Genomic DNA, 22,031 nt, shown 5'->3' with positions numbered 1-22,031 from the left:
TTAGGAAAAACAAATGTGCGCACGGGGAGAACAAACCCTCCGCACAGAATACATAGACGAGGAGAATTGCCGTATGAGTGAGAAATTAAGAGTGGGTATCTTAGGCGCAACAGGAATGGTAGGACAGAGATTTATCTCTCTGCTGGAAGATCATCCTTGGTTTGAGGTGGTAACTGTGGCAGCCAGTGCAAGAAGCGCAGGCAGGACATATGAGGAGGCTGTAGGCGGCCGCTGGAAAATGGATACACCCATGCCGGAAGCTGTGAAAAAGCTGGAAGTCATGAATGTATCTGAGGTGGAGAAAGTGGCATCCACCGTTGACTTTGTATTCTCTGCTGTTGATATGAGCAAGGAGGAGATCAAAGCCATCGAGGAAGCATACGCAAAGACAGAGACACCGGTCGTGTCCAACAACAGCGCACACCGCTGGACACCGGACGTACCTATGGTAGTGCCGGAGATCAATCCAGAGCACTTTGATGTCATTGAATTCCAGAAAAAACGTCTGGGGACCACAAAAGGCTTCATTGCCGTAAAACCCAACTGTTCCATTCAGAGCTACGCACCGGTGCTCACAGCATGGAGAGAATTTGAGCCCTACGAAGTAGTGGCAACCACTTACCAGGCAATCTCCGGAGCAGGCAAGACCTTCAAGGATTGGCCGGAAATGCAGGGAAATGTGATCCCCTTCATCGGTGGTGAGGAAGAGAAAAGCGAGCAGGAACCTCTCCGTCTCTGGGGTGAGATTAAAGACGGCGTGATCGAGAAGGCAGCAGAGCCTGTTATCACCACCCAGTGTGTGCGTGTGCCGGTGCTGAACGGACACACAGCAGCCGTATTTGTAAAATTCAGAAAGAACCCGACCAAAGAGCAGTTGATCGAAAAGATGGTGAACTTTAAAGGGGCTCCTCAGGAATTAGACCTGCCAAGCGCTCCCAAACAGTTCATCCGCTATATGGAAGAAGACAACCGTCCGCAGGTTACCCTGGATGTTGATTATGAAAATGGAATGGGTGTAACGGTAGGTCGTCTGAGAGAGGACAGTGTATATGATTACAAGTTCATTGGTCTTTCTCACAACACCGTACGCGGCGCTGCCGGCGGTGCTGTCCTTTGTGCAGAGACACTGAAAGCCAAAGGATTTATCACAAAAAAATAAAACTTTAAGTCAGACCGGGGAGCTCCCTCCGGTCTGATTGCATGGAAGAGGAGCTTTTATGAATAAATCTTTATTTATCGCAGAAAAGCCCAGTGTGGCACAGGAATTTGCCAGGGCGCTCAAAGTCCAGACCTCCCGTCATGACGGGTATCTGGAGTCAGAGAACACCATTGTCACCTGGTGTGTAGGTCATCTGGTCACCATGAGCTACCCGGAAAAATATGACATGAAATATAAAAAGTGGAGTCTGGAGACCCTGCCTTTTCTGCCTGAAGAATTTAAATACGAAGTCATACCGTCCGTATCCAAACAGTTTCAGATCGTGAGCGGACTTCTTAACCGGGATGACGTTTCCACCATCTATGTCTGTACCGACTCCGGGCGGGAGGGAGAGTACATCTACCGCCTGGTTGCCATGATGGCAGATGTAAAAGACAAGGAACAGAAGAGGGTGTGGATCGACTCCCAGACAGAGGAAGAGATACTCAGGGGGATCCGGGAGGCAAAGGATCTAAGTGCCTATGATAATTTATCTGCCTCCGCTTATCTGCGGGCCAAGGAAGATTATCTGATGGGCATTAATTTCTCCCGGCTTCTCTCTTTAAAATATGGCAATGCCATATCTAATTACCTGGGCAGCAAATACCAGGCCATATCTGTGGGCCGTGTCATGACCTGTGTTATGGGCATGGTGGTGCGCCGGGAACGGGAGATCCGTGAATTTGTAAAAACACCCTTTTACCGTGTGCTGGGCAGTTTTTCGGCGGGCGGACACCCCTTTGACGGGGAGTGGCGGGCCGTGGAGGGCAGCCGGTATTTCGGGTCGCCTTATCTCTATAAGGAGAATGGATTCAAAGAGCGGAAACATGCGGAGGAATTGAAGGCCATTTTGTCGGCTGATCCTCCTTTTAAGGCTGTGGTGGAGAAGATTGAGAAGAAAAAGGAAAATAAAAATCCGCCGCTCCTCTTTAACCTGGCAGAGCTTCAGAATGAATGCTCCCGTTTATTTAAAATCAGCCCGGATGAGACTTTGAAAATAGTCCAGGAGCTGTATGAGAAAAAACTGGTCACCTACCCCAGAACAGACGCCCGTGTGCTCTCCACCGCGGTGGCAAAAGAGATACAGAAAAACATCGGCGGTCTGCGCGGGTATGTGCACGGAAAGCCGTTTGCGGAGGAGATCCTGGCAGAGGGCAGTTATAAGAATCTGGCGAAGACAAGGTATGTCAATGACAAGCAGATCACAGACCACTATGCCATTATCCCCACAGGACAGGGAATGGGTGCTTTGGGCAGCCTCCATCCCTCTGCGGCGAAGGTTTATGAGACTGTGGTGCGCAGGTTTCTAAGTATTTTTTACCCTCCTGCTGTTTACCAGAAGGTGAGTATTGTGTCGGTGATTCAAAAGGAAAGACTGTTTTCCTCTTTTAAGATCCTGGTCTCAGAGGGATACCTGAAGGTGGTGCAGAACTCCTTTGCCAAAAAGAAGGAGGAGAGCGCCCAGGAGGAAGGGGAGCAGACAGAGGATACCAGCTTCTTGGAAATACTGCAGACCATTAAAAAGGGCAGTGAGCTGGATATCAAGGATTTTCAGATAAAAGAGGGCGAGACATCCCCGCCAAAACGTTACACCTCAGGTTCCATGATCCTGGCTATGGAAAATGCCGGGCAGCTCATTGAGGACGAGGAGCTGAGAGCACAGATAAAGGGCAGCGGAATCGGCACCAGTGCCACCAGGGCGGAAATTTTGAAAAAGCTTATGACCATCAAATATCTGGCCCTGAATAAGAAGACACAGGTCATCACCCCCACTTTGCTGGGAGAGATGATCTTTGATGTGGTCAACGCCTCCATCCGTTCCCTGCTGAACCCGGAGCTTACGGCAAGCTGGGAGAAGGGACTTACTTATGTGGCTGAGGGGGAGATCACCCCGGACGAATACATGGAAAAGCTGGAGAATTTTGTCAGAAGCAGAACCCAGGGCGTGCTGGGACTGAGAAATCAACTGGCGCTGAAGCAATTTTTTGACGCGGCGGCCGTATATTACAAAAAAGCCGGAAAATCCGGCGGAAAGAGGTAAAGAGAATGGAACAGTTAAAAATCAGTGAATTATACAGTGATCTAAACCAGACAATGGCAAAAGAACTTCTGGAAAGCAAGACCTATCCCTGGGAAGTGCTTCCCTTCATCAGCGAATTTATCGTAAAACTGGGCAGCACGCTCAGTGAGGAAGAGTTTGAGAAAAGAGGGGAGAATGTGTGGATCGCCAAGTCCGCAAAGGTTGCTCCCACGGCATTCATCAATGGTCCTGCGATCATCGGGAAAGACGCGGAAGTACGCCACTGCGCATTTATCCGCGGGAATGCGCTGGTTGGGGAAGGGGCTGTAGTGGGCAATTCCACAGAGCTTAAAAATGTGATCCTGTTCAACAAAGTACAGGTTCCCCACTACAATTACGTGGGGGATTCTGTTCTGGGATTTAAGTCACACATGGGGGCAGGCTCCATCACCTCCAATGTAAAGTCCGATAAAAAACTGGTGGTTGTAAAAGGTGCATCAGAAAAGATTGAGACAGGGCTGAAAAAATTCGGCGCCATGCTGGGGGATGAAGTGGAAGTGGGATGCGGTTCTGTACTGAATCCGGGAACTGTGATCGGAAGCCACAGCAACATTTATCCTCTGTCCTCAGTGCGCGGAGTGGTTCCGGCGAATAGTATCTACAAGAATAAGAACGAAGTGGTGGAGAAGATAGAAGAATAGGACAATGACCGATCCGGTCTGCCGGATTTTCATAATGGAGCGTGGCCTTTTAGGACCACGCTCCTTTTCTTAAACGGTGTGGAGTTTGGAGAGGAGTTCTCTGTCTTTGCCTGCCTTTAGGCTTGCATGGGGGCTCTCATGCGGTCAGATAAAATAGATCCGGTATAAAAGAAACAAAAGCATAGCAGAGAGGACTGCCAGACCTGCATAGAACAAAGCTTTGCTTACCGGTCCGTTAGCATGGCACAGGTCCAGGCTGATGCCGAATTTAAGTGGGTATAAAATACGCACATTTTTGTAGTTGAGCATATCGATCAGCATGTGAGAGAGCATGGCTACAAAAAAATAAGGGGTAAGGTCCGGGAAAATTCCATACACAATACCGCTCAGGATCACCAGTGCGGGCAGGGAATGCATGAAGGACCTGTGCGGCCGGTTCTTTCCAAAGGTGCACACACCAAGGAACAGCAGAAAACTTACGGCGAGTCTGTATATGCTGCTCTCTTTTTGAAAACGGTATCGGATTCCCACATTCCATTTCCACTCGGCAAAGAGCAGAGCGGCGATGACCAATAAGGTGAGTATGGAGATTTTGTTTAGCTGTTCTCTGGAATCCGAGGTTGTTACGTCAATATCGCTGATGACTGAGCCGATGGCGGCTGTACCCAGACATAATAATAAACTGCTTAAGGTTTGCGGCTGCGTTACGCAGATGGCAGCCGCAGTACCTACAGATAGATGTGTTTTTCCTGTCATATGTACTCCAATCCTTAGGACGGATGTAGGGAGGCCGTCCTTTTTCTTTATGTTATTTAAGCTTGTTAGATTCGTTTCCCCATTTCGGTATTCTTTCTTGCAGGGTTGCAAAGAGAGAAAGAGATCAGTATTTCAAAAGGGCATAGCGTATGAGGAAGAGCAGCATCAAATGTACCGGGTAAAAGAGGTAGAAAAAGTATTTGATCTTCCGGCCCCTCTGTCCGTTATACATGTTGATAGGGATAAAAGCCAGGCAGGCGGGTGCTTCCCACAGCAGAGAGAGGCAGCCGGCAATGGTCCTTTCCAGGGGATAGCTCTGGAACAGGTACAGTATGATAATGAGAATGACGCCTTTATAACTGTAATCTGTCTTTAAAAGATATCCCAGAAGAAGACCGGCCCCGGCAGCCACAAGTGCCAGTGCAGGCATTCTTTTGCGGGCTTCATCCATAGCCATGAGTGTAAGAAATCCGATCAGCAGGGTGATCATTACATTTTGATAAGAAAACTCCAGGACGCTGCCGTTAAAGCATAGATCGAAAGGGATCTCCGAGAGAAGGGCAAACAGGGCAAGCCGCAGTGCGTATTTTTTTCTGTCAGAGGTGTGGATAAACCCTTCGACAAGCAGAAAACAGAATATGGGAAAGGCAATGCGGCCTGTTTTTCTGAGTGCCCAGTCAATTTTCCATATAAGAAGTGTATTTTCATAGGAAAGGGCCTGGGGCAGATTCATCTGATAGGCCTGCATGTATCCTTTTTCCAGGATGACGGCACCGATATGGTCGATCAGCATGGTGACTATGGCAATGATCTTCAGTGTGGATCCCGAAAAAACAGGGGGCAGAAGCTGCCAGCGGGATGGGCGGAATGATTTTTTGGGCATATTGTGTCTCCTTTATGTGATATTTCCTACCTATCATATAACTGAATTAGGTAATTTGGCAAGATATGTTTCATATTTATAGATGCTGCTTTTGAGAGAACACTGCATTTCGGCGCAGCCTGATTTTGGAGGCTTGTGCATGGCGCAGCGTTCCCTTGGGAAAATTTTATTTTTATACTTCCATTTTTGATAACTATATGCTATAATAACATCGTTGTAAATCTTAAGGGGCATTAGCGCAGCTGGGAGCGCGCCACAATGGCATTGTGGAGGTCACGGGTTCGAATCCCGTATGCTCCATACCTGATTTGAAACCCGCTGTTTAGCGGGTTTTTTTGTATAGTTATTAAAATCGGAAATGAAAATAGTATCCGACCGCAAAGTCAGATGCTATGATGTTAACGGCTTCTGACTGCTGCCAGGAGCCGTTGCTGTTCTTTGAGCGTTCTACCTAACATTTGGGCTGCTTCTTCATCAGACATACCCCCTGTACTGATGTCTTTTACTGAAACACAGTGAATTCTTCTGACTTTCTTTAGAAAATTTTTAAAAATCCGCCGACCATTTCTTTAAGTCTTCCGTTTAAGATGAATATAACCTAAGACAAGGAGAAAACAAAGGGGGACTTTTGATGAAGATATTGATTACAACAGACTGGTACAAACCTATTGTCAACGGAGTAGTCACCTCTGTTCTCAATCTGAAGAGAGAATTAGAAGAGCGCGGACACGAGGTGAGGGTTCTGACACTCTCCGAGACCGGAGCTTCTTATAGAGATAATGAAGTATATTATGTGAAATCCATGGATCTGGGAAGCATATATCCCAATGCCAGAGCGGTTCTTCCGTACAGCAATCCTTATATCAGTGAGCTGATCGACTGGGAGCCGGATGTGGTTCATTCCCAGTGTGAATTTATGACATTCCAGTATGCCTCCAAGATCAGCAGAAGATGCGGATGCCCGCTCCTTCACACCTACCACACCATTTATGCGGACTACATGCATTATCTTCCGGGTGTTCTGGGCAGATATACAGCAGGCCGGAAGGCAGGCAAAAAGGCGGTAGCTGAATTTTCCAGAACCATTCTGAACCGGACGGACCGTGTGATTGCTCCAACCGGGAAAGTGAAGGATATCCTTTCCACTTATCAGGTAAAGCCGGCCATTGATGTGATCCCAAGCGGCATAGACTTAAGAAAATTCAGTGGGACACTGAGCCGCGGGGAAAAGGATGCAAGAAAAGAGGCTTTGGGTATTCCGAAACAGAACAAGGTCCTTGTCAGTGTGGGAAGGCTGGCAAAAGAGAAAAATCTGGAGGAAATCCTGGAATACTTTGCAAGACTATTAGCGGAAGGCAGAGAAAACCTTACACTTCTGATCGCAGGGGACGGGCCTGACAGAGAGAATCTGGAATATCAGTCAAAGCAGTTGGGCATAGAAGAGAATGTCTGCTTTACCGGGATGGTTGCCCCTAAGGAAGTGTGGGCTTACTATCAGTTGGGAGACATCTTTGTATGTGCCTCCAAAAGTGAGACACAGGGGATTACTTATATTGAGGCTCTTGCAAGCGGTGTCCCTGCACTGTGCAGAAAAGACGAATGTCTGGACGGAGTCATAGCGGACGGCTGCAATGGTTTCCAGTATGAGACGTATGAGTATTTCCGTATGCATCTTTTATATCTTCTGGAAAATGAAGAGAGAAGACAGGAGATGGCAAAAATGGCAAAAGAGATGGCAGAAGAATTTTCAACCTGGAACTTCTGTACCATGGTAGAACGTGCTTACAGGGCTGCCTGCGAGGAAAAAGAGCAGATTCCCGTATTTCAAAGAGACACGGAACATGCTGCCTGGGGACGGACGATGATGAAACGTATGATGAGGAGGGTTTCCTGATATGATGAAAATAAATATGATGTCAAAAGCAGATATGGTAAAAGGGCAGGGTGTCCTTTCCGCCCATGATGAGCAGGTGGCGCTGGCGGCACAGGTTTTAGAAGGAAAGTTTGAAGTACTGCACAACGCAAAGGAGTCCTGTGAGATCACACATTATCATTCTATCAACCCGGAATTTTATCTGGGCATAGGGCGCAGGAAACGGCAGGGCAAAACGGTGGGTTATGTACATTTTCTTCCCGAGACCGTGGAGAACAGCATCCATCTGCCCCAATTTATGAAAAAGATCTTCTACCGCTATATGCTTTCCTTCTACAAAAGAATGGATAAGCTGGTGACGGTCAATCCCTATTTTATTGAGCGTCTGGCGCATTACGGAATACCGAAAGAGCGGGTGACGTATATTCCCAATGTGGTGTCAGAGGAGGATTTTTATCCCCTTCCCCGTGAGGAGAGAGCACGTATACGCAGGGAATACCGTATCAGCAAAGATGCGTTTACCGTGTTGTGTGTGGGGCAGCTCCAAAAGCGGAAAGGTGTGGTTGACTTTGTGGAGGCAGCTAAAAAAATGCCGGACTGCATGTTTGTCTGGGCAGGCGGATTTTCCTTTGGCCGGATTTCCGACGGGTATGAGGAGATCAGGAAAATGATGAAACATCTTCCGCCGAATGTGCGTTTTTTGGGTATTGTGGACAGGGAGAAAATGAACGAAATCTACAATATGGCAGATGTGATGTTCCTGCCGTCCTACGAGGAACTCTTCCCCATGACCATACTGGAATCCATGAATTGTGCAATCCCGGTCCTGGTGCGGAACCTTCCGATCTATGATCCGATACTGTTTGATTACGCACTCAGAGGAGACAATATGGAAGCTTTTGTGAGCACGTTAAAACAGCTCAGGGAGGACCCGGATTTTTATCAGAGAAGTGCCCATGCCTCCTTTGCGGGACATGAATGCTACAGCAGGGAGCATGTTGGGCAGATGTGGAAGGAATATTATGAAAAAACAGCGGCGGAGGTAAAGCGTCCGGTCCCTGTGCGGCAGAGAGGAGGAAAAGTGTGGAGACAAAAAGAACAGCAGTTCTCATGAACCTCTGTACCGTCGCGGGACTGATCGGAATGGGATTTTTCATTTTCTATGGGGTGCAGAACAGGATCTTTGTATCAAAAGATGCCCTGGAACTTTTTCTTCATGACTGTGGTATGTGGGCTCCGGTCCTGTTTGTTCTGATCCAGATCGTCCAGGTAGTGATCCCCATCCTGCCGGGCGCCATAGGATGTCTTGGCGGGGTGCTGATATTTGGCCCTGTGTGGGGATTTGTATATAATTACATTGGCATCAGCATTGGCTCTGTATTGGCTTTCCTGCTCTCCAGACAGTACGGCAGACCTTTCGTACGGAATATGATCGGTGAGAAGAATTATGATAAATACATTGGATGGCTGAGCAAGGGGAATGGGTTTGACAAGGCGTTTGCGGTGGCGATCTTCCTTCCCGTGGCCCCTGACGACCTGTTGTGTTATATTGCAGGACTGACCAGGATGACGTTAAAGAAATTTACAGCCATTATCATTCTGGGTAAGCCCGGGTCAATTCTCCTATACAGCCTGGGCCTTACAGGTATCATGGAGGTCTTAAAAATGATCTTCTGATAAGGATAACGTCCCTTTTGCGGAGCATAAAGCTGCGGCAGAAGGGGCGTTTTTCCGTATATAATATGTAGAGTCAGAGCAGTTACAAAGATACAGTATGCATGACGAGGTGTCATTTATTGTGGGAAAATTACAAATAAAAAGAAAAATTGAGGAATGAATATTGTATAAATCCAATGATTCATGTATAATGAAATAGATAATTCTAAGCAATATTAACAATCTGCATCATCATGTGCGGACGGAAAAGGAAATTATGTGGATTCTTAAATTTAAACCGGTAGACTGTAAAAATTGTTATAAGTGTGTACGCCATTGTCCGGTGAAGGCCATCAGGATCAAGGATCATCAGGCACAGATCATGCAGGATGACTGTATTCTCTGTGAAAGGTGTACCATCATCTGTCCCCAGCATGCAAAGGCGGAGAAAAATGATGTACCCAGCCTGAAGCGGATGATCGGGGAAGGGTATCCGCTTGTAGCAAGTGTGAATCCCGCCTATGTGGCGAAATTCGGACTGGGCAGTTTTCCGGCACTTCAGGAAGCATTTCTGAAACTGGGATTTACGGATGCCAGAGAAGCTGCGGAAGGTACATATCTGGTGAGAAGGGAATACGAACGGATCCTCCAGGAGGGCCAGATGGATGTGATGATCACTTCTGTATGTCCCGCGGTGGTGCGTCTGGTGCGGAGTAAATATCCCAAGCTTGCCAAATATCTGCTTCCGGTATTGTCCCCTATGCAGACGCATGCAAAGTATCTGAAAGAGAAGAACAGGGATTGTATTCCTGTATACATAAGCCCCTGTATCTCTCCGGTTGCGGAAATTTCCGAAAAGAACAATTATTCTGCCTATGTTATATCCTTTGAAGAGCTGGACTCCTGGATGGAGGAAAGCGGCATCCGGGTGGAGCATAAGCAGGAGGAACCCACTCCAAAGCTTTCCAGGATGCGCGCCATGAGCGGTGGTATTACGAGGATTATCAGAAAAAATGAAGATTACACCTATTTAAGTATAGATGGTGTGGAAAACTGTATGCAGGTTCTGGACGAACTGCAGGAGGGAAAGATACATAAATGTTTCCTGGAGCTTAATATCTGTGAGGGCGGCTGCATCGGAGGCCCTTCCTTTCAGAAAGATAAGAGACGCAGAATGAAAAGCTCCATAGATGTGATGGCTGCTTCCATGAAAGACCCTTTCCGGCCGGAGGATGAAGCTGATTTTAATCTTCCCATGGATCTGAACCTGGAGAGGGAGTTTATTGAAAAAGAGGTCACGCATCCCAATCCCACAGAGGAAGAACTTCAGGAAATCCTGAAAAAGATGGGAAAGGCCACCCACCAAAAGGAATTAAACTGCGGAGCCTGCGGATACAACACCTGCAGGGAAAAAGCCATTGCTATTTTCCAGAACAAAGCGGAAATCTCCATGTGCATTCCTTATATGAGGGAGCGGGAGGCAAGCTATGCCAACAAGATCATCAACTCCATGCCGGGAATGCTGGTGACGGTCAATACGGATCTGGAAGTGGTGCAGCTTAACAAGGCGGCCATGGATCTATTTGATATCAGAAGAAAAAAGGCCATTATAGGGCAGCCGGTGTCCAAGCTTATGGATGACTATGCGTTTGTAAATATGCTGGCATTCGGAAAGGGTTTTACCCAGGATAAGATTTTTGTGGAGGAATACAAGGTCTATCTGGAACGTGTCCTCACGTATGATAAGAGTAACGGACTGATCATCTGCATCATGAAAAATGTCACAAAAGAAGTGGCACAGCAGCAAGAGGTGCGCCGTACCAGGATTATGGCTGCTCAGATGGCAGATAAACTGGCAGACGAACAGCTTCGTATTGTCCATCAGATCGCAGAGCTTTTAGGGGAGACCGCAGCCGGCACCAAGGTGGCTGTGGAGAAGTTAAAGGAGACGATCCTCACAGAGCAGGAGAAGCCCAAAACAGATGATCCGGAGGAGTGGTTATGAAGATACACTTTGACAACCTCTTTGCGGATTTTGGACATGTCAGCCTGAACAAAAAGAAAGAATCCCTCTGCGGAGATTATTATATTACAGAGGAAAAAGGCTCAGACACGGTACTGGTTCTCTCAGACGGCCTGGGCAGCGGGGTGAAAGCCAATATTCTGGCAACGCTCACAGCCAAAATGCTCTGCACTATGATGATCAAGAAACTGCCTCTTGACGATGCCGTGGAGGCTATTGCCAAAACGCTTCCCGTGTGTCATGTGCGGAATATGGCGTACTCTACCTTCACCGCCCTGAAGATCAGCGGCAGACAGGCATATCTGGCCCAGTATGACAACCCGGGTCTCATTCTTTTAAGAGATGGAAAGTCTGCGGCATATCCGGAGACCGCGCATAATATCGGGGAAAAAGAAATCCGGGAGGCAGAGTTTACCCTGGAAAAAGACGATGTGCTCATCCTCATGTCAGACGGCGTCACCAATGCCGGAATGGGAAAGACAACTGACGGAGGGTGGGGGCGGGATGACGTAGTCCGTTTTTGTGAACAAAAATATAAAAAAGATATGTCAGCCCAAGAGCTGGCAGCCCATATCGCCAGCGCCTGTGTTGACCTGAATTTAGATGAGACAGATGATGATACCACAGTTCTGGTGATTAAATTATGTGAGCGGGCAGTTACCAATCTGATGATAGGACCGCCCAGTCAGATGGAAAAAGACGAAGCTTTTTTGAGATTGTTTTTTGGATCACCCGGAAAGCATATTGTGTGCGGAGGGACCACAGCGGCGTTTGTGGCAGATTATCTGGGTGAGAGTTTAACAGCGCTTGAAGACACCAGATGCGATGATATTCCGGCCATGTCCGCCCTAAAAGGTGTGGATCTGGTGACAGAGGGACTTCTGACCATCCGGCGTTTGAATATATATGCCAACCGTTATTTAAAAGACGGGCTGGCCGTGCTTGGTTTCGGCAGGAAAAAGGATGCAGCCGCAAGGCTTCTGGAGGAGCTTTTTGAGAATTCCACAGACATCCGTATCTTTTTCGGGAACGCCAGAAATCCGGCAAACACGGAACTTCACATAGACGCAGGAGAAAAGCTGCGGCTGACCTATCACCTGAAGGATTGTCTGGAGAAGGCAGGCAGACATGTGAAGATGAAGATTTGGTAATGGCTCCGTTCCTTGAAAGGATGGGACCGGGCCGCAATATTCGGTAGTCATTTGGCACTTTGGAAGGCGGACATTCGTAACCGTTCAGACAAGCTGGACCGTTACACATCCAGCCATTAAAAATCGCTTCGCGATGGGCTGGATGCCTGCTGGTACTACTTTTTCATACGGTCAGCGCAGTAAATGCGCAGACCTGTCTGAACTGTTACGGACATTCAGCATTTGAACAAAAATGTGCGGGTCCATCTTCCAGGGTGCCAGAGGTAATATATTATATATAGGAGGGTAATATATGTTAGACCAATCTTACTACGAAAAGGCAGATGAGATCATTGGGCGGTACGGAAAGAAACCGTCATCCCTGATTCCGATCATGCAGGACATTCAGGGTGAATACCGCTATCTGCCGGGGGAACTGCTCACTTACACTGCACAGCAGATCGGGGTGACAGAGGCAAAAGCTTACAGCGTTGCAACTTTTTATGAAAATTTCTCTTTTGAGCCAAAGGGAAAATATGTCATTAAAGTCTGCGATGGAACGGCGTGCCATGTGAGAAAATCCATGCCGATCCTGGAAGCGCTCTACAAAGAGCTGGGACTGAGCAAAAAGAAACATACCACCGATGATATGATCTTTACGGTGGAAACAGTATCCTGTCTGGGTGCATGCGGGCTGGCTCCCACTCTCATGGTCAATGAGGAAGTGCATCCCAAGATGTCACCGGAAAAAGTAGTTGCGTTAGTGCAGGAATTGAGAGGTGAAGGCGCATGATGATTTCAAACAAAGCAGAACTTGACAAGTGCAGGGAAGCGGCAGAGCAGGAGCTGCAGTCTTATGGATGCAGGATCCTTGTCTGTTCCGGTACAGGATGTATTGCTACGGGTTCCGAGAAAATCTATCAAAAGATGATGGAGATTGTTGGGAATACCCCCAATGTCACCATTGAATTTGCACCCCATGATGAAAAAGAGCATGTGGGCGTCAAGAGGACAGGATGCCAGGGATTCTGTGAATTCGGTCCCCTGGTGCGTATCCAGAAGGGCGACAAAGTGGTGCAGTACATAAAGGTTCAGCCGGATGACTGCCAGGAAATATTTGACCATACCGTTATGGGTGACGGTCTTGTGGACAGACTTCTCTACAAGAAAGAGGAAAAGACCTATGTACAGCCTGATGAGATCCCTTTCATTGCAAAACAGACACGTATCGTGCTGGAAAACTGCGGCAGATTTGACGCAGAATCCATTGATGAATATATAGCAGCGGGCGGATTTAAAGCCCTGGAAAAAGTGCTGTTTGATATGAAACCTGAGGATGTTGTGGAGGAAGTGGACCAGTCCGGCCTGCGCGGAAGAGGCGGCGGCGGATTCCCCACCGGAAGGAAATGGAAACAGGTTGCTGCACAGGAAGAAAAAGAGCGCTATGTGGTCTGCAACGGTGACGAGGGTGACCCGGGAGCATTCATGGACGGTTCCGTTATGGAAGGGGATCCTTTCAAGCTTATCGAAGGTATGATGATCGCCGGATACGCAGTAGGTTCCGCTGAGGGATATATCTATGTGCGTGCCGAGTACCCCAACTCTGTGGCAAGACTGAAACACGCCATTGCAGTGATGGAGGAGAGAAATCTTCTGGGAGACAACATTCTGGGAACAGATTTTGCTTTCCATATGCATATCAACCGGGGCGCCGGTGCCTTTGTCTGCGGCGAGGGTTCGGCTCTGACTGCTTCCATAGAAGGCAACAGAGGATTCCCGCGTACCAAACCGCCAAGAACGGTTGACCATGGTCTGTGGGCAAAACCAACGGTCCTGAACAATGTGGAGACCTATGCCAATGTTCCTAAGATCATCTTAAAGGGACATGAGTGGTTCCGTACGATCGGAACAGAGGGAAGCCCGGGAACCAAGACCTTCTCCCTGACGGGTTCCATTGAGAATACCGGCCTGATCGAAGTTCCCATGGGAACCACCCTGCGGGAGATCATTTATGAGATCGGCGGCGGCCTTCAGGAAGGTTCTGAATTCAAAGCAGTGCAGATCGGCGGACCGTCCGGCGGATGTCTGACCACACAGCATTTGGATGAGCCTCTTGATTTTGACTCTGTTAAGAAATTCGGCGCTATTGTTGGTTCCGGCGGACTTGTTGTTATGAACACGGACACCTGTATGGTGGAAGTGGCAAGATTTTTCATGAGCTTTACCCAGAGAGAATCCTGTGGAAAATGTGTTCCCTGCCGGATCGGTACCAAGAGAATGCTGGAGATCCTTGAAAAGATCGTAGCAGGAAAAGGCGAGCCGGAAGACCTTGACAAGCTGGAAGAGATTGCAAAGAGTGTAAAAGACTTGTCTCTGTGCGGTCTTGGCAAGAGTGCACCCCTTCCTGTACTGAGTACCATCCGTATGTTCCGCGACGAATATATGGAGCATATTGTGGATAAGAAATGTGCTTCCCATACCTGTACAGCGCTTCGGAACTACTATATTGATCCGGAAAAATGTAAGGGATGTACCAAGTGTGCAAGAAATTGCCCGGTTGGCGCCATCACCGGCGAGAAGAAAGAGCCGCATACCATCGATACCGCAAAATGTATCAAATGCGGAGCATGTATAGAGAACTGCAGTTTCGATGCAATTGAGGTAAGATAGGAGGAGAGAGAATGATTCATGTTACGATAGACGGAATTCCTGTAGAAGTCGAGAAGGGGACTACCATCTTACAGGCTGCAGAGAAAGCCGGTGTGAAAATCCCTACATTATGTTATATCAAAGACCTGCTTCCTGACGGTTCCTGCCGTATGTGTATGGTGGAGATTGAGAACAGGGGAAGAAAGAAAATGGATACCGCATGTTCCTGCCATGTAAGCGAGGGCGATGTGATCGAGACTATGAGCGAAAAGGTGGTGGAGTCCAGAAAGACCATCCTGAACCTGCTGTTGTCCAACCACAAGACAGACTGCTTCTCCTGTGCCCAGAACGGCAGATGTAAGCTGCAGGACTACTGTGTGGAATACGGCGTAGAGAAAACCACCTTTGCGGGAGAGATGACAGAGTTCCCGGTGGATGATTCCAACCCGTTTTTTACTTATGATCCCAACCTGTGTATCCTTTGCCACAGATGTGTGAATACCTGTAATAAAGTGGTAGGACGCGGAGCCATTGACACCATGGAACGAGGATTTGAGTCCTCAGTGGGAACACCGTTCGGTGTGCCGATCAGAAAAAGTACCTGCGAGTCCTGCGGAAACTGTGTGGAGGCATGTCCTACCGGAGCACTTTCCTCCAAGAGAAGAAAATCCTTCCGTCCGTGGCAGATTGACAAGAAGGTCCTTACCACCTGCCCGCACTGCGGTACCGGATGCCAGTTCTATCTGGTGGTAAAAGACAACAAGGTAGTGGACGTGGAACCGGCCAACGGACCGTCCAATAAAAATCTGCTCTGCGTAAAAGGACGCAGCGGTTCCTTTGACTTTGTACATTCTGCTGACCGAGTGAAATACCCGCTTATCAAGAACAAAGAGACCGGCGAATTTGAGCGGGCAAGCTGGGACGAGGCACTGGATCTGGTGGCTTCCAAATTCATGGAGATCAAGAAACAGTATGGTTCAGAATCCCTGGCAGGTTTTGCATGTTCCCGTTCACCAAACGAGGATATCTACATGGTCCAGAAGATGGTGAGAACCTGCTTTGGAACCAACAACACAGATAACTGTGCACGTGTATGCCATTCCGCGTCTGTGGCAGGCCTTGCTATGACGCTGGGTTCAGGCGCTATGACTAACCCGGTTGCGGATATCACCCAGAAACCGGACCTGATCATGATGGTAGGCTCCAACCCGGAGGAAGCACATCCGGTTATCGGTATGCAGATCCGTCAGGCTGTACAGAGGGGCTGCAAATTGATCGTGGTTGACCCACGTGACATTGACCTGTCCAAGAAAGCAGACATCCATCTGAAATTAAGACCTGGCACCAATGTTGCATTTGCCAACGGCATTATGCATGTGATCATCGAGGAAGGCCTTCAGGATATGAAGTTCATCGAAGAGAGAACAGAAGGCTATGAGAAGATCAAAGAGATTGTAAAAGATTATACCCCGGAAAGAGTTGGGGAAATCTGCCACATAGACCCTGAAGATCTGAGAAGAGCTGCCATCATGTACGCGAAAGCGGACAAAGCTCCCATCATCTACTGTCTGGGTGTTACGGAGCATTCCACCGGTACGGAGGGCGTTATGTCCATGTCCAACATGGCTCTGCTGGTAGGCAAGCTTGGACGTGAGGGATGCGGCGTCAACCCGATCCGCGGACAGAACAATGTACAGGGAGCCTGCGACATGGGAGCAGGTCCGAAAGATTATCCGGGATATCAGAAAGTGGAAAATCCGAAAGTACGGGAGAAATTCGAGAAGGCATGGGGTGTGAAGCTGAATCCAAACAATGGTCTTCACTCTACAGAAGTATTCCCGGCTGCTATTGAAGGAAAGGTGAAAGGCCTGTACATTTACGGGGAAGATCCCATTGTCACAGACCCGGATACCCACCACATTATCAAAGCCCTGGAAAACCTCGATTTCTTTGTGATCCAGGAGCTGTTCATGACAGAGACCGCGCAGTATGCGGATGTTATCCTTCCCGGTGTCAGCTATGCGGAGAAAGAGGGTACCTTTACCAATACAGAGCGCCGTGTGCAGAGAGTACGCCCGGCAGTGAAGCTGGACGGCGAAATGAGACTGGATACAGATATCATCATTGACCTGATGAACCGTATGGGTTATGAGCAGCCGCATCTGACCTCCGCTGAGATCATGGATGAGATCGCATCCGTGACTCCAAGCTACGGCGGAATCAGTCATGCAAGGCTGGATGCAGGTGAGAGTCTTCAGTGGCCGTGTCCGACCAAGGATCATCCAGGAACACCGATCCTGCATGTGGGCAAATTCTCAAGAGGACTTGCCATGTTCTATCCTGCAGAGTATGTTCCGTCTGCAGAGCTTCCGGATGAGGAATATCCCATCATCATGATGACAGGCCGTATGCTGTATCACTATACCACAAGAGCCATGACCGGAAGAACACAGGGCCTGATGGAGATCCAGGGCACTTCTTATATTGAGATGAACTACAAAGATGCGGATGCACTGGGGATCAAAAATGGTGACAAGGTAAAAGTATCTTCCAGGCGTGGTCAGATCGAATCCACTGCGAGAGTCGGACGCAAGGTTTCCCAGGGCGAGTCCTGGATGCCGTTCCACTTCCCGGATGGAAATGCAAACTGGCTGACGAATGCGGCACTGGACAAATATGCGAGAATACCGGAATATAAGGTATGCGCGATCAAAATTGAGAAGGCATAAGTGACGGTCCGGCTGACGGGATCGTTGCAGACTGAACGGAGACAACAGATATGGCACAGAACTATCCAAAGAGAATAGATTTGCAGGAAGGCATAGACCTGCTCCTCTCTCATACAGAGAGGATGGGACGGGAAAAGGTGGCAGTCAATGAGGCCTACGGCAGGATTTTGGCCTGCCGGGTACGGGCAAAAGAAAATATCCCTCCCTTTGACCGCTCTCCCTATGACGGCTATGCCATCCGCTCTGCGGATGTTGCAGGAGCAGGACATGACACGCCGGTGACTCTGAGAATTATCGAGGAGGTACCGGCGGGGCATGCCCCCGAAAAAGTGATAGGGCCTATGGAGGCAGTAAAAATACTGACCGGAGCACCTATCCCTCAGGGAGCCGATGCTGTGGAAAAATATGAAGACACTTCCTTTACTGAAAAGGAAGTGTGTTTCTTTTCCCCCATTGCTTCGGGGAGCAACATCGTAAAAGCAGGGGAAGATGTAAAAAAAGGCGAGATCGTCATGGAGGAAGGCGAGTATTTAAGCCCGGCATCCGTGGGGCTTCTTGCAGGTCTTGGGTATGGAGAGGTGGAAGTCTTCAAAAAACCCACAGTCAAGATCATCAGTACCGGGGACGAGCTTCTGCAGGTATCGGAGGAGCTGAAACCTGGTAAAATAAGAAACAGCAGTGCCTATATGCTGCAGGGATTCCTGCGGCAGTGGGGAATTACAGCGGATATTTACGGAATTGTCAGGGATGACCAGGCAGCGATCGAGGATGCACTGACAACATGTCTTCAGGATGCGGACTGTGTTATCACAACCGGAGGTGCATCTGTGGGAGACTATGATCTGGCCCTTGCCTCCATGGAGGGAATCGACGCAGAGGTGCTTTTCTGGCAGGTGAAGATGAAACCGGGAATGGCAACTTTAGCATCCGTGAAGGATGGAAAACTACTTTTAGGGCTTTCCGGCAACCCTTCCGCAGCGGCGGCCGCGCTGTTTTTGCTGGGGCTTCCCGCATTCCGCAAAATGTGCGGCAAAAAGGAATATAAAGTGCCCTGCATTCCCGTATGTCTTCCGGATGGATTTCCGAAGAAGAGTCCCGGGGGAAGGATCATCCCGGGTATTCTGGAATTTGATCAGGGCAGGGTATGTTTAAACACCAGGAAGAATCAGGCAAATGGTATGGTCAGTCCATGGGGCGGCTGCAATCTGATCGGTATGATCCCAAAAGGTTCCGGCGTGCTTTTGCCGGGGACAACCATTGATGCGCTGTATCTGGGAGAGAACTAGAGGTGTGGAAAGGGCCATTGCAGCAACAGTTTTGGTGTCAGCTTAGGATATGAACGAGGTTTAGGTGTATGATAAAGACAGCAGCGGGGATTCTGGTTGGAGGAAAGAGCAGCAGAATGGGAAGAAATAAGGCGTCCCTTACATGGAATGGGAACACATTTCTGCACACTCTTATAGAGGCCTGCCGGGATTTCCCAGAAATCTATGTTTCGGTGGATGATAGGAGTAAATATCAGGATTTATCCTGCACGGTTGTGGAGGATGAGGAGAGGGGATACGGTCCCTTAGAGGGGATCTACCAGATATTAAAGCAGATGGATGCACCGTATGCTGTGATGCTCGCCACTGATATGCCCATGATAAGCCCGGAATTTCTTCAGGCGCTGGTGTCACGTCTTACCGGTGAGGAAGACTGCCTGGTGCTCAGAAAAGAAGGAAGACCTCAGCCTCTGTGCAGTGTGTACGCAAAGCGGATTCTTCCCACAGTGGAAAAAATGCGCAGAGACCGGGAACACAAGCCCGGACTTTTGTTCCAGCGGGTGAACACCCGGTATGTGGATCTGGAAGAATTGGGATTTGGAGAGGCAGTCATTGCCAATGTGAACACACCCGAAGAATATGAACAGCTCTGTTTTTGCTATGGCAGAAGACTTCAGGAATTTGCCCCTTTTGTCAGGGAAAAGTTGAGCCATGGAAAGGTACTGGTATGTTATCTGGACGGAGTGGGGTACCGGATGTATAAAAGTGCAGCGGACAAAGGCAGTGTGCCCTTTATGAGCCGCAGCTTTTCCGTGATCCCGGTGAGGACCGTGGAGCCGCCGGTGACAAATCCTGCCATGGCAACCATGATAACAGGGGAGCTGCCTGTTGTGCACGGCGTATATTCCAGAAAAGACAGGGAACTGCGGGTTCCCACTTTGTTTGCAAATAGGAGCAGGGAGGATACTGCCTTTTTGGAGGGAGATACCAGAATTTTAAAGACAGAACTGCCGCCAAGACTTCATGCGGCAGCAAAAGGAAAAGGATGCGATCATTGGATTTACCAGGCTGCATGCAGAGCAGCCAAAGATGGAAAAGAGTTTATTTTTGCCCATTTCCATGAGATTGATGACGCGGCCCATGGGTTTGGCCCGTACAGTTCTGCGTGTATGGAAAAACTGCAAGAGGCGGACAGATATATAGAGGAACTTTCTAAGATTTTTTCCGGAGAGATCCTGCTGATCAGCGACCATGGAATGCATGAGACCCGGGACGGAGGCAATCACGGGGAGACCGTCTGCCCAAGTGACGAAGAAGACAAGCATGAGAGATCTTCCTGTCTGTGTGCCGCGGAAGATAAGCATGAGAGATCTTCCGGTCTGTATGCCGCGGAAGATAAGCATGAGGGATCTTCCTGTCTGTATGCCGCGGAAGATAGGCATGAGAGATCTTCCTGTCTGTATGCCATGGAGGACATGCTTGCAATCTGGGGTGAGCGGATATGAAAGTAAACAGTGAATTGTTTGAGGGCATTTTTCCTGTGAGGCTGGAGGGGAAGAATGCAGATGGAGAGGAATATTCATACCGGGCTTTTTCGGTGAGAGAGGTGCTGGGCAGTTTATCTGCAGATACGCTTGTGGAATTCATAAGCCGGGACGGCGGGGGTGCTGCCGTATCCGGTGAGGAGATCCTTACAGGGCAGGTGTACCTGGCTGAGGATGGGGATGCGTACCGTCTGATTCTCCCAAAAGACAGGCACCGAAGACGCTGGTGTAAACATATAATAGAAATAATGCAAGAGGAGGGTGACAGTTGAAAATCTGTACAATTGTTGGTGTGAGAAAATCCGGTAAGACTACAACCGTCACCGGACTTATAAAAGAACTGAAAAAGAGGGGATACCGGGTGGGAACCGTAAAAAGTGTGTTCTGTCCCGAATTTTCCCTTGACACATCTGACAGCAATACATGGAGACACAGGGAGGCGGGCGCTGACCTTGTCTGCGTGAAAGGAAAAAAGGAGACAGACATTCTCCTTCCGGCGGACAGCAGCGGGGATTTCTATGAAAAGCTGCCTGTGGATTTTCTACTGCTGGAGGGCGAGTATGAACTCTGCGTGCCCAGGATTATCTGCGCGCACAAGGATGCGGAGGTTCAGGAGCGTCTGACAGAGGAAACGATTGCCGTGGCAGGCAGGCTGGCAGGAGAAACGAAGACATACGGCGGGCTCAGGGTCTATCACTCTGTGGAGGAAATCCATGAGCTGGCAGATTTACTGGAAATACTTCCGGAAGCAGGATTTCCACTGAGAAAGCGTCCCATGTTCCAAAAGGCTGCAGCTTTTTGTCAGTGCGGCTGTCACAAGGCTGAGAAAAAGCTGGCCCATAAGAAAAAACTCACGGCCCATCCGGCCGGGACGGACAGAAAGCATATTTTCCTGACAGGGGAAAAAGGAGTCGGCAAGAGCACACTTTTGAACCGCATAGTGGAAAAGCTGGGAATTGTGCCTGTGGGCTACCAAACACTGCCTTATGAAATCGGCGGTGTCCAGAAGGGATTTTACCTGCACAGTCTTATGCCTATGGGGGAATATGAAAATGACAGCCCAATTCTCATCCGAACCGGTAAGGGAAGGAAGACAGCCATCCCGGAAACCTTTGAGACACTGGGCACTGCGGTGATGCGAAAGGTGAAGGACATGCCGGAGAAAACAGCCCTGATAGATGAACTGGGGAAAGCGGAGGCGGAGGCGCCTGGGTTCCAGGAAGCATTGTTTTCCTGTCTGGATACCCAGAGTCTTGTCCTGGGAGTCCTGCAGAAAAAGACAGGTGTTTTTACGCAGGCAGTTGCAGAGAGATCGGATGTGGAGGTTTATGAAGTCACAGAAAAGAACAGAGAACTGCTGTTGGATGAAATCTGTAAAAAAGTCAAGGGATTTCTTTGAAAATACTTGACTAAAATTGTTAGATTAGGTATTCTTATACCAGTGATACTGATGATAAAGTATTATAAAAAAATAAAGGGGCAAAACTGTCGTAAGGCAGTGACGCAAAGCCACGGGTCCCAAGGGAGGGACAGCCGGGCTGCAGACGTGGATGGACAGGTGTATTCTGTCCGTCTGTTGTCTTTATGAAAAAACGATATCCCTG

Annotated in this window: 17 protein-coding genes, 1 tRNA gene and 1 riboswitch; of the genes, 16 read left to right on the top strand and 2 right to left on the bottom strand. The window is 48.7% G+C overall.

Translation table 11 applies throughout. The features are described 5' to 3' along the window. Nucleotides 1–73 precede the first annotated feature (73 nt). From asd to C6P39_RS26245, 3 genes are read left to right on the top strand one after another with little or no spacing between them, the layout of a single operon-like run. Nucleotides 74–1,159, top strand: coding sequence for an aspartate-semialdehyde dehydrogenase (asd, locus tag C6P39_RS26255; RefSeq protein WP_095172571.1), 1,086 nt, complete (start codon nucleotides 74–76; stop codon nucleotides 1,157–1,159). A 58-nt stretch (nucleotides 1,160–1,217) separates the two neighbouring features. Then, nucleotides 1,218–3,239: a DNA topoisomerase gene (locus tag C6P39_RS26250; protein WP_104805704.1), complete on the top strand. Its 2,022-nt coding sequence runs from the start codon at nucleotides 1,218–1,220 to the stop codon at nucleotides 3,237–3,239. Between the two features lie 5 nt (nucleotides 3,240–3,244). Beyond that, nucleotides 3,245–3,919: an acyltransferase gene (locus C6P39_RS26245; RefSeq protein ID WP_104805703.1), complete on the top strand. Its 675-nt coding sequence runs from the start codon at nucleotides 3,245–3,247 to the stop codon at nucleotides 3,917–3,919. Between the two features lie 144 nt (nucleotides 3,920–4,063). On the opposite strand, the gene C6P39_RS26240 is transcribed toward C6P39_RS26245, so the two are convergent. Further along, nucleotides 4,064–4,675 (bottom strand): metal-dependent hydrolase, encoded by a 612-nt coding sequence (locus C6P39_RS26240; RefSeq protein WP_095172574.1) that lies wholly within the window; start codon nucleotides 4,673–4,675, stop codon nucleotides 4,064–4,066. Nucleotides 4,676–4,799: 124 nt separating this feature from the next. Next, the gene (locus C6P39_RS26235; RefSeq protein ID WP_095172575.1) at nucleotides 4,800–5,558 is read right to left on the bottom strand and encodes a TraX family protein; all 759 of its coding nucleotides are present in this window, start codon (nucleotides 5,556–5,558) and stop codon (nucleotides 4,800–4,802) included. Nucleotides 5,559–5,785: 227 nt separating this feature from the next. Here C6P39_RS26235 and C6P39_RS26230 point away from each other — a divergent pair. From C6P39_RS26230 to mobB, 13 genes are all read left to right on the top strand, one after another. Beyond that, nucleotides 5,786–5,858 (top strand) — tRNA-Ala (locus C6P39_RS26230). A 331-nt stretch (nucleotides 5,859–6,189) separates the two neighbouring features. Next, the gene (locus tag C6P39_RS26225) at nucleotides 6,190–7,452 is read left to right on the top strand and encodes a glycosyltransferase family 4 protein (RefSeq protein WP_104805702.1); all 1,263 of its coding nucleotides are present in this window, start codon (nucleotides 6,190–6,192) and stop codon (nucleotides 7,450–7,452) included. Between the two features lies 1 nt (nucleotide 7,453). Then, the gene (locus tag C6P39_RS26220) at nucleotides 7,454–8,545 is read left to right on the top strand and encodes a glycosyltransferase family 4 protein (RefSeq protein ID WP_104805701.1); all 1,092 of its coding nucleotides are present in this window, start codon (nucleotides 7,454–7,456) and stop codon (nucleotides 8,543–8,545) included. Next, the gene (locus tag C6P39_RS26215; RefSeq protein WP_095172578.1) at nucleotides 8,515–9,108 is read left to right on the top strand and encodes a TVP38/TMEM64 family protein; all 594 of its coding nucleotides are present in this window, start codon (nucleotides 8,515–8,517) and stop codon (nucleotides 9,106–9,108) included. The genes C6P39_RS26220 and C6P39_RS26215 overlap by 31 nt, the downstream gene beginning before the upstream one ends. 256 nt (nucleotides 9,109–9,364) lie before the next feature. Continuing rightward, the gene (locus C6P39_RS26210) at nucleotides 9,365–11,092 is read left to right on the top strand and encodes a [Fe-Fe] hydrogenase large subunit C-terminal domain-containing protein (RefSeq protein WP_104805700.1); all 1,728 of its coding nucleotides are present in this window, start codon (nucleotides 9,365–9,367) and stop codon (nucleotides 11,090–11,092) included. Further along, nucleotides 11,089–12,261 carry a PP2C family protein-serine/threonine phosphatase gene (locus C6P39_RS26205; protein ID WP_104805699.1) on the top strand — a complete coding sequence of 391 codons (1,173 nt, stop codon included), beginning with the start codon at nucleotides 11,089–11,091 and terminating at the stop codon, nucleotides 12,259–12,261. Before C6P39_RS26210 ends, C6P39_RS26205 begins: the two co-directional genes overlap by 4 nt. A 292-nt stretch (nucleotides 12,262–12,553) precedes the next feature. After that, nucleotides 12,554–13,033 carry a complex I 24 kDa subunit family protein gene (locus C6P39_RS26200; protein WP_033143449.1) on the top strand — a complete coding sequence of 160 codons (480 nt, stop codon included), beginning with the start codon at nucleotides 12,554–12,556 and terminating at the stop codon, nucleotides 13,031–13,033. Beyond that, complete coding sequence (locus C6P39_RS26195; protein WP_104805698.1) at nucleotides 13,030–14,910, top strand: NADH-ubiquinone oxidoreductase-F iron-sulfur binding region domain-containing protein; 1,881 nt, start codon at nucleotides 13,030–13,032, stop codon at nucleotides 14,908–14,910. The genes C6P39_RS26200 and C6P39_RS26195 overlap by 4 nt, the downstream gene beginning before the upstream one ends. 11 nt (nucleotides 14,911–14,921) lie before the next feature. Continuing rightward, nucleotides 14,922–17,618 (top strand): formate dehydrogenase subunit alpha, encoded by a 2,697-nt coding sequence (fdhF, locus tag C6P39_RS26190; protein WP_104805697.1) that lies wholly within the window; start codon nucleotides 14,922–14,924, stop codon nucleotides 17,616–17,618. A 50-nt stretch (nucleotides 17,619–17,668) separates the two neighbouring features. Then, complete coding sequence (locus tag C6P39_RS26185; protein ID WP_104805696.1) at nucleotides 17,669–18,904, top strand: molybdopterin molybdotransferase MoeA; 1,236 nt, start codon at nucleotides 17,669–17,671, stop codon at nucleotides 18,902–18,904. Nucleotides 18,905–18,972: 68 nt separating this feature from the next. Further along, nucleotides 18,973–20,388: an NTP transferase domain-containing protein gene (locus tag C6P39_RS26180; protein ID WP_095172584.1), complete on the top strand. Its 1,416-nt coding sequence runs from the start codon at nucleotides 18,973–18,975 to the stop codon at nucleotides 20,386–20,388. Further along, on the top strand, nucleotides 20,385–20,699 hold the full coding sequence (locus C6P39_RS26175; protein WP_095172585.1) for a hypothetical protein: 315 nt from the start codon (nucleotides 20,385–20,387) through the stop codon (nucleotides 20,697–20,699). The genes C6P39_RS26180 and C6P39_RS26175 overlap by 4 nt, the downstream gene beginning before the upstream one ends. Further along, nucleotides 20,696–21,826, top strand: coding sequence for a molybdopterin-guanine dinucleotide biosynthesis protein B (gene mobB, locus C6P39_RS26170; protein ID WP_104805695.1), 1,131 nt, complete (start codon nucleotides 20,696–20,698; stop codon nucleotides 21,824–21,826). Before C6P39_RS26175 ends, mobB begins: the two co-directional genes overlap by 4 nt. A 69-nt stretch (nucleotides 21,827–21,895) precedes the next feature. Continuing rightward, a riboswitch (cyclic di-GMP riboswitch) is annotated at nucleotides 21,896–21,973 on the top strand. The last annotated feature ends 58 nt before the right edge of the window (nucleotides 21,974–22,031 follow it).

The organism is Blautia marasmi, from assembly GCF_900258535.1.
In the GTDB taxonomy this organism is placed as follows: domain Bacteria; phylum Bacillota; class Clostridia; order Lachnospirales; family Lachnospiraceae; genus Blautia; species Blautia hominis.
The sequence above is the reverse complement of the archived record's forward strand: the minus strand, read 5'-3'. Positions and strand labels throughout refer to the sequence as shown.

Excerpts from the sequence above, each read along its gene's own strand:
- asd (WP_095172571.1), top strand. The coding sequence starts at position 74 with ATGAGTGAGAAATTAAGAGTGGGTATCTTAGGCGCAACAGGAATGGTA.
- C6P39_RS26250 (WP_104805704.1), top strand. The coding sequence starts at position 1,218 with ATGAATAAATCTTTATTTATCGCAGAAAAGCCCAGTGTGGCACAGGAA.
- C6P39_RS26245 (WP_104805703.1), top strand. The coding sequence starts at position 3,245 with ATGGAACAGTTAAAAATCAGTGAATTATACAGTGATCTAAACCAGACA.
- C6P39_RS26240 (WP_095172574.1), bottom strand. The coding sequence starts at position 4,675 with ATGACAGGAAAAACACATCTATCTGTAGGTACTGCGGCTGCCATCTGC.
- C6P39_RS26235 (WP_095172575.1), bottom strand. The coding sequence starts at position 5,558 with ATGCCCAAAAAATCATTCCGCCCATCCCGCTGGCAGCTTCTGCCCCCT.
- C6P39_RS26225 (WP_104805702.1), top strand. The coding sequence starts at position 6,190 with ATGAAGATATTGATTACAACAGACTGGTACAAACCTATTGTCAACGGA.
- C6P39_RS26220 (WP_104805701.1), top strand. The coding sequence starts at position 7,454 with ATGATGAAAATAAATATGATGTCAAAAGCAGATATGGTAAAAGGGCAG.
- C6P39_RS26210 (WP_104805700.1), top strand. The coding sequence starts at position 9,365 with ATGTGGATTCTTAAATTTAAACCGGTAGACTGTAAAAATTGTTATAAG.
- C6P39_RS26205 (WP_104805699.1), top strand. The coding sequence starts at position 11,089 with ATGAAGATACACTTTGACAACCTCTTTGCGGATTTTGGACATGTCAGC.
- C6P39_RS26200 (WP_033143449.1), top strand. The coding sequence starts at position 12,554 with ATGTTAGACCAATCTTACTACGAAAAGGCAGATGAGATCATTGGGCGG.
- C6P39_RS26195 (WP_104805698.1), top strand. The coding sequence starts at position 13,030 with ATGATGATTTCAAACAAAGCAGAACTTGACAAGTGCAGGGAAGCGGCA.
- fdhF (WP_104805697.1), top strand. The coding sequence starts at position 14,922 with ATGATTCATGTTACGATAGACGGAATTCCTGTAGAAGTCGAGAAGGGG.
- C6P39_RS26185 (WP_104805696.1), top strand. The coding sequence starts at position 17,669 with ATGGCACAGAACTATCCAAAGAGAATAGATTTGCAGGAAGGCATAGAC.
- C6P39_RS26180 (WP_095172584.1), top strand. The coding sequence starts at position 18,973 with ATGATAAAGACAGCAGCGGGGATTCTGGTTGGAGGAAAGAGCAGCAGA.
- C6P39_RS26175 (WP_095172585.1), top strand. The coding sequence starts at position 20,385 with ATGAAAGTAAACAGTGAATTGTTTGAGGGCATTTTTCCTGTGAGGCTG.